Source organism: Acetivibrio straminisolvens JCM 21531 (assembly GCF_000521465.1).
Lineage (GTDB): Bacteria > Bacillota > Clostridia > Acetivibrionales > Acetivibrionaceae > Hungateiclostridium > Hungateiclostridium straminisolvens.
Map to the genome: position 1 here is coordinate 1 of NZ_BAVR01000092.1, position 10262 is coordinate 10262.

General features: G+C 39.4%; 3 protein-coding genes and 2 pseudogenes. 2 read left to right on the forward strand and 3 right to left on the reverse strand.

Going from position 1 to position 10262, the window contains the following annotated elements; all coding sequences use genetic code 11:
- Positions 1-158 precede the first annotated feature (158 nt).
- The 3 genes and pseudogenes from JCM21531_RS24655 to JCM21531_RS15985 all read right to left on the reverse strand — a co-directional run bounded on the left by JCM21531_RS24655 (position 159) and on the right by JCM21531_RS15985 (position 7682).
- A pseudogene (locus JCM21531_RS24655) lies at positions 159-3102 on the reverse strand (AbfB domain-containing protein).
- Between the two features lie 65 nt (positions 3103-3167).
- Entirely contained in the window at positions 3168-4910 is a 1743-nt protein-coding gene (locus JCM21531_RS15980) for a family 43 glycosylhydrolase (RefSeq protein WP_038291321.1), read from the reverse strand.
- Between the two features lie 330 nt (positions 4911-5240).
- Positions 5241-7682 (reverse strand): CBM35 domain-containing protein, encoded by a 2442-nt coding sequence (locus tag JCM21531_RS15985; RefSeq protein ID WP_038291323.1) that lies wholly within the window; start codon positions 7680-7682, stop codon positions 5241-5243.
- A gap of 502 nt (positions 7683-8184) precedes the next feature.
- On the opposite strand from JCM21531_RS15985, the pseudogene JCM21531_RS15990 reads away from it, so the two are divergent.
- Positions 8185-8614, forward strand: a pseudogene (locus JCM21531_RS15990) (DNA alkylation repair protein).
- A gap of 47 nt (positions 8615-8661) precedes the next feature.
- Positions 8662-9984, forward strand: a complete 1323-nt coding sequence (locus JCM21531_RS15995; RefSeq protein ID WP_038291328.1) for a DUF4830 domain-containing protein — start codon at positions 8662-8664, stop codon at positions 9982-9984.
- Positions 9985-10262: the final 278 nt, after the last annotated feature.

Genomic DNA, 10262 nt, shown 5'->3' on the forward strand with positions numbered 1-10262 from the left:
ACATTTTACCGCACAAGTCTAAATCGCTCAATTAAAATAGTTACTGCAATATAGTATGTTCAGAGAATTATATTGATGCTTTTATTGATACCAAGAAAGCCTGTTAGAAACTGCTTCAAAGTCTCTAACAGGCTAATTTCACATCGAAACTTTATCGTTTAAACCGGGAAGGAATCTATCTACGCAATATATACCGTTTTAGCAATGTAAAGTCTGAAGAGTTTACCGCACCATCTCCATTGGTGTCAGCATTTAAAAGCATCTCTTCTGTAAGTGTTATTCTTCGTAGCAGATATCTTTTTAATACTGTTATGTCCGACGAGTTAATCGTTCCATCGGCATTTACATCACCTTTAAGTACCGGTGGGGGTGTTGGAGCAGGTGGAGTAACCACTTTTCGGGAAACGGCAGTTTCCAATTCCCATCGGTTTACACTTATAACACTTCCATGTCTTACGCCCTGCGGTACACTGATTCCGGTAACTTTTGTCCAGCTTAAAGCATTTAAATCGTTTGTCTTCCAGCATTCAAAATTACCGTTGCTCGAAAAAAGGTCAACATACATGTACCATGAGTCGGAGTTTTTGTCTTTGAAAACAAAGGGTCCCTCCGTATTGGCCGAGGTTATGAAATTTGGGGTAAATACACTAAAGCTCTTGGGAGACAAGGAGCTTGATCTGGCAACCTTAATGGACTTTCCCGATGCCCTTTCGTCCTTGAAAAACAAATAATGCATTCCTTTGTCACTGACAATATGAGCGTCAATTACATCATAACCGGGATCAAAGAACACTTCACAGTCACTCACTGTCTTAAAATCCGTTGTATAGTTTACATATATCCGGTTATAATCCGTATTACCCGCCCAGTATATGCCGTACTGCTTCCTGCTTTCATCATAGAATACCTCCGGAGCCCAGGCATGCATGTTGCTTCTGTTATGCACCTTTATTAAGCGCTCGGTAAAGTTTATCAAATCCTCGGATTCCCAATAATGAATATACTGGCTCGTATCTCCCCAATTGGTTCCCAGCATATCGGTTGCAACTATTCCGAACTTTCCGTCCTGTTTTCTGAAGATATACGGGTCTCTAATTCCCTTTGTTCCCATTTGTGCATACAAAACCGGCTTTCCGTCGTTTATATTTCTCCAGTGGAGCCCATCTGTACTATAGCAAAGATTGAGCCATACTCACCCGGTGCCTGTTTGAAATAAGCCATTATATACCCTGAATCTGTTATAGGTCCGGGAGCATCATCGCTGATTATTATAAAGGTTGCATCCTGCCGGTCCAGATCGGTTGAAATTTTCTCCAGCTTCAACAAGTATGCATAATGCCTTATATATCTGTCGGGATAATTGTACGACTGAAAAGAAACACCGGAAGGTCCGCAAGTCCCGGAACCAATTTAAATGTTGCATCCTCAGCAAAAATTGTAGTTCCGTCGTTCTTATCCAACCGGAAATCATAATCCCAGTGTCTTAAGTAATATCCCGGATGGTTTACCGACTGAATGGAAACGTACCCTTCGCTGCTGTTGGCAAGGCCTGGAACCAGCCTCCATTGTGAATCCTCTTTGGGGATAACGTTTTCATCTATCCTTGCATCAAAATCTGCATGTCTTACATATCTATTGGGATAATTATAAGATTGAAGCCTTACCTCCGGTACTGATTCAACGCCACTGTCAAGGGATATAACATATGTATTTATCGAATACGGCGGCAAGGTGTCGGAAACAGTTTTATTTGACGCAGTTATATTGTTTTTTGCAAGGCTTAGGCTAGGAGATGTTCTATAAACCTCCACAGAGCTGTTTACACCTGCAAACCTTGACAGGTTAAATGTAAAATTTTCGCTCGAGGATTTATTGTCGTTGGTTGCTACAATAACAAGCTTCTTTTTATCCGGGCTTATTGCTGCAATCGTTTTTTCATTGTTGGCACCTATAATTGTATAGCCGGGCCTTATAAACCTGCTGTAATTTGCATGCATATAGAATTTTTCGGTAAGAGTAAAGGTCTGGGACGCATCATCTACATATATACTGCCCCAATTACCTCCGTCTATTATTTGCCAATCCAACCATGCCACACACTGTAATTCTTTCAAGTCGGTAACAATACGCTTTGACAGCATGATACACGAATCTGCCATATTGCCGTCAAAATTCAACGGGCCGGATTCCGATTGCCAAATTCTAAGCCCTTTGGATTTTGCAAGGTCTCTGAGCTGGGCTCTTTTCGAGCGTGATAAGAATGTACGTTGAGCTGGGACATATAGGACAAAGTGGTTGTATCATAGGACTGAAGCCCCGAAAGACCAGTGTCGATACTGTTTTCATCGGCAGCACTGACGGTTGTCCCCGTCAACCCTTTGGCTCTTAATTTCTCTCCTACCTCTTTAATGATTTTCTGTTGATTGGCGTATGAAAAGGAACAGCCTTCCTGTCTACCACCCGCCGTCCACCAGTTTGCATTGGGTTCATTCATGGGCTCTAAAGTCCTGAATGTAATACCCCATGCATCCCTGAAATGCTTTACGACCTCAGTAAGGTAGTCGGCAAAATCGTCATAATAATCGTCTCTTAAGTTGTTGGAGCCATCGGTGGTTCCGGAAGCGCAGCCGCTTTTCGTCATCCAGTAGGGTGGAGAGTTGGAAAACGCTTCAAGTATAATTTCCGAACCATAATATTCCCCTCTTTCTATCAGCCGGCTAAGAACGGCCCTTTGAGTGGCATCAGCATTCCAGTTCCACGAACGGTCTGCATTCTGATATCCTTGAATATCCGCATAAGCCGCATATGATTATGACCGGGATTATCTCCGCCGCCGATGTTATACCTGAATATATTATATCCCAAGCCATCGGTCGGGCTGACAATTTTCTCAATCAGTTTGTTCCTGTTATCGGCAGACCACCGGCCAATCTGATTTCCCCACCAGCATAGGCTTGCCCCCCAGCCTTCAATGGTTTGATAGGTTGCATCAGGGTCTATAGTAACGGTTGTTGCAGCACTGGCTATTCTAGGATACTGAAAGCATACTGCCGTCAGGAAAGCAAATACAATCGCCAATGTAAACTTTTTCAAATTTTTCATGACGTCCCTCCCAAAATTTATTTAAAAATAAATAATAATTTTTTGACTTTCTATGCTCCCTATATCTAATCTACCCAAGGCAGTGCTTTAATTCTACCTAAAATGTACCTCTTAAGTATTGTCAAATCCGTTGAGTTTATATTTCCGTCCAAATTAAGGTCGCTGGTCAGTCTCCAGTTCGGTGCCGTCGGAGCAATTCTTCCGAGCAAATATCTTTTTAGAGCTGTCAAATCCGTCGAATTGACAGAATTATCTCCGTTTATATCGCCGTAGATTAAGTCATTGGGAGTAGCACTATTTGTAGGTATTGGCGTTGGTGTTGGTGTCTGGGGCGGGATATATATCACATTTGTTCCGTCAGCAACCGGTATTCCGAAATCCGGTGTACCATCAGCATTCCAGTTAACTATTTGCGCACGGGTATGTCTGTTCGGGTCATACAAAGGATCTCCCGTTATATCCCGGTAGTTCCTCGCATGATATACCATAATATCCACTTTCCCATCGGGTGATGTTGTAAAGGAATTATGCCCGGGCCCGTACTGCCCTGTGGATGTATTACTCTGAAATACAGGATTCGGCGATTTGTACCATGATTTCGGATCCAATAAGTTAGCGGTGTCAGAGGCAGTTAACAATCCCATACAATAGTTTGAGTCAGTAGCGCTTGCCGAAAAGGTTATGAAAATTTTACCGTTTTTCTTTAAAACAGCAGGGCCTTCATTAACAGCATAACCCACCTTTTCCCATGAATATTGAGGTGACGCAATCATAACCTGGCTTCCGGTTATGGCAAGAGGCCCATTCATTTTGGCAATATAAATATTGCTGTTACTTGCTATTTTAGGGTCCTTCTGAGCCCATACAAGATACCTTGTACCGTTATGTTCAAAGGTGGTTGCATCGAGGGTGAAAGACTCCCAATTGGTCTTTAATTGACCTTTTTCCACCCAAGTTCCGGTAAGAGGATTTGAATCCTGGCATTCAAGGACGTACAAGCGTATATCGAAGTAATTAGAGGATGTTCCCGCTGAAAAATAAATGTACCATTTTCCGTCAATGAAATGAATCTCCGGAGCCCAGATATGGCCTCCCATAATTCCGCTGGAGTGCCTTCTCCATATTGTCTTAGGTGTAGCTGTTGACAGTCCTTGCAAGGTTTTTGCCCGTCTTAGCTCTATTCTGTCATACTCCGGCACGGATGCCGTCATATAATAATAACCGTCGGTATGCCTGTAAACCCATGGATCTGCCCGCCGCCTGACGATTGGATTTGTTACAATAACCGAATCATCCGGTTTGTCGGGATCTACAGATGAACCGTCAATCACTCTGAATGTAGCATCCTCTCTGTCAAGAGCCGTTACAATTTCATCCAACCTCAATAGATAATCATAATGCCTTATATATCTGTTAGGATAATTATAGGACTGAAAAGAAGTATATGAAGGATCCGCAAGCCCAGGAACCATTTTAAATGTCGCATCCTCTGCAAAAATTGCGGTCCCGTCGTTTTTTTCCAATCTGAAATCATAATTCCAGTGTCTTAAGTAGTATCCCGGATGATTAGCAGATTGAATAGATACATATCCCTCTTTACTGTTGGCAAGACCGGGAACCAGCACCCATTGGGCATCTGTCTCCGGTGTAACATTATCATCTATCCTTACGTCAAAGTTTGCATTTCTTACGTACATATGCGAATAATTATAGGATTGCAATTTTGCTTTATCACCATCAAGAACCGTTGAAGTCAGCGTTATCGAAGGATTGCTTGAGTAACACACTGAAGTGGCTAATAGTACCATAGCCAAAACCAATACAATAAATTTTAAAGCCCGCTTTATCGTAATTAATCCCTCCCCATCTATATTTGAAATTTATAATCTAATATAATAATACCATATTTATAATTCCTCTTTTATCTTCAGGCTCATCTGAAAGTTCATCTTCGGGCATTTTGTTCCTTTTCTTCAGAATACGGCCCGATATACGTAACATATAATGATTTGAGAAAAACCCAGAACTACTTTATTAATTGATTCGTTCTGGGTTTTTGGTTTGTGACTTATTCTTGTTATCTGTTGTTATTTAATACGTAAAAATACTTTTAATTGGGGTATAATTTTTAAATTATGTTATGAATCTGCCGGAAATACCGATATGATTTTTAATATATACTTTCTCAAATAAGATAAATCTGTTGAATTAATAGTGCCGTTCCCATCTACATCTCCCGCAATTAAACCTTTTTCATAGGGGAACTCTTCAATTTGTCTTAGCAAATACCTTTTTAAATAAGAGAAGTCTGTTGAATTAACTATGCCGTTTCCATCTAAATCTCCATATACAAAATCCTTTGTCGGAGTAGGAGTAGGTGTAGAAGTTGGCGTAGGTGTAGGAGTTGGTACTGTTCCCCCCTCAAAGGGAGCAGCGATTGCTATCTTATCGATATTCGGTACATACCCCGATGAGCTGTTATAAAATCTAATTGTATTGTTTCCGGCATTCAAATATACGTCTATTATATCTGTACGATATATATTCCATCCACGGGTGTTGAAGAAATAATGCCCTTTTATAGGCTCTCCGTTTACACTAATACTTGAATACCTGTCAACCACATTATTATTATAAGAGTGATCACCAAATACTTCAGCATTGGCAAATTGAACCACCATCTTGTATGTACCTGCTTCCGGAACATTAACGTTGTTAAATTGGAGATAATTATTAGAACCATTTCCAATCCAGCCTACATATTGTCCGCCCGATGCAGCATTATCTCTTTGCCTTACAGCCGATCCGCCCAGTGTATTTGCAGAATCCTCGGCTTCATAGCTTTTAATGGTACCGGATGTGGATTCGATTTCAATATAGTCTATATTTACACAATCCGATTCATCCGAAGCAAAAGCCTTGAAGTCCAGACGGTTGATACCTGCCTGCAGAAATACCTTGATAGTAACATTTGCCCATGTATTCCAATCAGGAGTCTGGTTACAAGCTATATCCCTATGGAGCCCACCGTTCACAACCATCCTTAAATATCTGGTATTGGGTGCTCCTGAGTAAGGACCTGCAGAATATCTCAAGGTTACATTGTAATATCCGTCCTTGTCGGCAGTTACAACAAAATTGGTGCTTGCATTATTGCTTCCGGCATATCCTTCAACAAAGCCTGTTCCCGAATAACCGGTATGTTTACCGTGAACAACGGTTGCTGTTCCCGAAATCCTCGCATATTCTGCCTCATAACGGTTGCCTTTATTGGCAGGCGACAGGTCTGTATTAGGAGTTATTATCATATGGTATGCAGATAATGCTTTCATATTATTGACAGGTACCGTAATTTGTCCGTTGGAAATGTTGTAGTCACCTTCATGTACCAAGTATGGCCCACCGGAAGGATTAGTACCGGTATTGTCCACTCCCCAAACAGTTACATGAACCGAGTTTCCAAAGAAGGAGTGCGAATTGAAGCCTTTAACTACTACATCAGTACCAAATACGTCAGTGCTTCTTAATGACCCGCCGAAAATAACCCTGGCCTGTTTTTTGTCTTTGTCCAGAGCAGCCAATCCCTGAAGTGATCCGTTCAAGCTTGGCGGAGTTACCTTTACAGTGTGTCCTGTAAGTTCTCCATACCATTTATACAGCCACCATGCACCGGTTGCTTTGTTGTTCTGGGTTACAAGGTCATTCAAGGTTCCTGCTGTTGTCCAATAAGCAAGACAAGCATCCACTTTGCTATTTTCAAAACGTGCTATCCATTGCACGAGATTTCCGGGAATACCTCCATCTACGTTGATTCTGCCATATTCGTTTATGTTTATCGGTCTTGGAGAAATTCCGAGGCTTTTCTCAATGTTCCTGTAATCATTATAGTGATTATACCAGTTTGAAAAGAATCCATCATCCAATTCATGCCATGTCACTATATCCGGCAAACAGTTGTTGTTTTTGCAAAAAGTCATAAATTGACGGTAAACCGAGCTGTTGTATACTGCATAGTTAGGTCCTGCAATCTTGGCTGTGGGATCGATTGAGCGGATCTTTTCGTACATCATTTTCCACTCGCTACACAATCTGTTCATATTTCCTCTGTACCAAATCCATTCGGGCTCATTAATCGGAACATATACATAGCTGCTGCGGTGCGGGTCTGCAACAACCTTTCTGCATATTGTCTCAATTTTCGAAAGATAGTCATTAATACCAAGATCTTCATAGGGCCAGTTTCTGTATATGTCCTGCATCATTATCATAACATACTCTCCACCGGCTCTCAAAAACTGTGGGGCAACATTAAGTGCATCACCGGTAGGATGTTGAAGCCCTTCAGGAGGCTTTTGCGAAATAGCTTTCATTCTTAGAGGAACAATCACGTTATCTGAAGGTACGCCTTCACTACCCATTGCATAAAGCCCGCCAATAGCACCATAGTAAATTTCTCCAGTATCTTCTGCCAAGTCTACGGTCATTACCTGATTTGCAGCAAAACTTTTAGGTAAAGATATACCGCTTATGACCAGCATGACGGTTAAGAAAATTATATACCACTTCTTTAAATCCCTCATTTTATTACCCTTCCTTTTTCATAAATTATCCCAGTATTTTCAACTTTCACTGAGCAACTACGACTTTTCTGTCACAAACTCTTTCAAAATCCGGAAACAGTTTACAGAATAACCGCAAATCAATAATGTTAGAACCTCCCATTATCCCTCCTTTTTGCAAAGTACTCATATACTCTTTTTAGTTACTTGTAATTTTGCAGATAGTATCAATAAACGTATCACCCCTTCCTTAATATTGTTTTTATTTAAGTGCATTTTTCTTTCTGAATTACACATACGAAAAAAATGTATTTTTTTAGTTGGGAATTATTATTCCTATTCGACTTTTGATAAGTTAAGTTAGTGAGATTTGAATTGTATAAATATAATTTAGCCTACACCTTTAAATACTTTTTTGGTATAATAATATCAAAAAAGAAATGAAAGTAGGTCTACAATGGACATATTTAAAACTTTTTATGATGCACGGGATGATGAAAATGCTGCAAAAATGTCGGCATATATGAAAAACAAGTTTCCTTTTTTGGGCATACCAAAGCCAATAAGGGCAAAACTCTCCAAGGATTTTTTGAAAGATAAGAAAAAGGATAAGGAAGTTCACTGGCAGTTTATATTCCAATGCTACGATATGCCGGAAAGGGAGTTTCACTATTTTGCGCTGGATTATTTGACTGCTGTTAAAGCTTTGCTGGTTTCAAATGATATAGACAAAATCGAAAAACTTATAATCACAAATCAAAGAAAAGACCGACACAGACATTTTAAGCGGGGAGATACTTAAAAATTGCGATACAGGAGAGTTTTTCATAAACAAAGCCATTGGCTGGGCGTTGAGGGAGTATTCAAAAACAGACAAAGAGTGGGTAAAGCAGTTCATTGCCCACAATAAATTGCACTCTTTAAGTGTAAGAGAAGCGAGTAAATACCTTTGAGATTATTAGAAGTGTGGTGTTAATATCTGGCATTTGAAATTTGGGGGGTGTATAAATTGCACAGAAGATGTTTGATGTTTCTATTGACAGCGATATTAATTTTTTCGGCAGGTTGTAATTCAAATACAAGCTGTCCGATTACTTCACCTCAGAACACACCGATAAACCAGGTTGGAGATGAGCAGCCCGAAACTTTCGGCAGTACAAAAGATATTACATCAATTGAAGTTGTCCTTGATCCTGACGGATATTACACCAATGAAGTAAAACCCATATCTATCACAGACGATAAAATGATACACGATATCATGTCTATGATAAACGAAAGCAAGCCGCTTGAGGATGAATCTAAAATAAGCAAGATGAGTGCAATGGCCTACAAAAACAATAAACTGGTTATTACCAAAGTAAATGGAGGTAAAAAGGAGATTACTTTTGCATACGATACTCTTTATGAAATAGGATACATGGAGGACGAGGGAAAAAAGCTTGAGCCGGATTATAGTTTCTTTAGGTATATGGCTGATTTGAATGAGTATGCAAATCCCGGTACGAATATTGGAAAACAGGTACTTGAGCTATTTGGCAAGTATAACTGGACTGTTGACTATAGAATAAATACTATAAAAGAGAAATTGCCTGGCAATCTAAAACACAAAGCAGGCCAATATCCTATAGAAATATACTGGGCTCATAATAACGAACTATCCAAAGGAATAGGTCTTGATTTTACCAAGTATATGGGAAAAGATGTGACAGTAGAGATTTACAGGCTTAGAGAGCCGCTTCCCGAGTTTATGAAGCCAAGAATAGATGCCAGAGGTATTGTTGTTAAGTATAATGATGAAATCATAGGTGCATACATTGATGCCGGAAGATATGGTTTTATGGCATGTTCTCTTGACAGAAAGAGCTTGAAAGAAGTTTCCGGCAAGGAATGGAATGTATGGATTGAAGATTATATTGATTTTGAGGATGAATTGGAAATCAGGTTATCCAAAATGAAGCCGGAGGATGTTGTCAGAGAGTATTTCAAGGCGATAGATGAGCATAACGAGAAAATGATACGGGCATGTACGACAAGGGAAAATCAATTGAAATATTTATCAATTGGTATGAACAGCCAAGACCTTTTCAATAAAAATGAGAGTAAAATTGACAGTAATATTAAAAAAGCAAAATTGCTGGAGATAAAAGAATTTAAGGGATTCGACAACGAACCGGGTGTGTTGGAATATGAGGTTACAGTTGATTTTGAGTTCCAAGAGCCAATAGTAGAAAATAATGGTGTTCGAACAAGATTTGTTATATTGAAAAAAGAATCTGAAAAAAGCGGATGGAGAATTGACGGCGTTGGTACGGGACCGTGATAGGGTAATATTTGATATAAAGTACATGCTTTTATAGTGTGTACTTTTTTCTATCAAAGATAATACTATCGAAGATTTTAATCTCGCTTTACCTGCCTTCTAGACGATGAACAGTTTAAGAATCTTAAAATAATTAATCAGATAGCTCTGATTATTGAAATAAATAAGCTATTCAAAAAATTAATTAAATATTCTCAAAAAGTTTTTGAAATAAAACAAGTAAAGTAGAGCTTGAATTAAAAAAATTAATTTTAATATTAATAATAATTTATTAAAAG

What these genes read in the sequence shown, in the direction of transcription:
- JCM21531_RS15985 (WP_038291323.1), bottom strand. Translation starts at nt 7,682, where the DNA reads ATGAGGGATTTAAAGAAGTGGTATATAATTTTCTTAACCGTCATGCTG.
- JCM21531_RS15980 (WP_038291321.1), bottom strand. Translation starts at nt 4,910, where the DNA reads ATGGTACTATTAGCCACTTCAGTGTGTTACTCAAGCAATCCTTCGATA.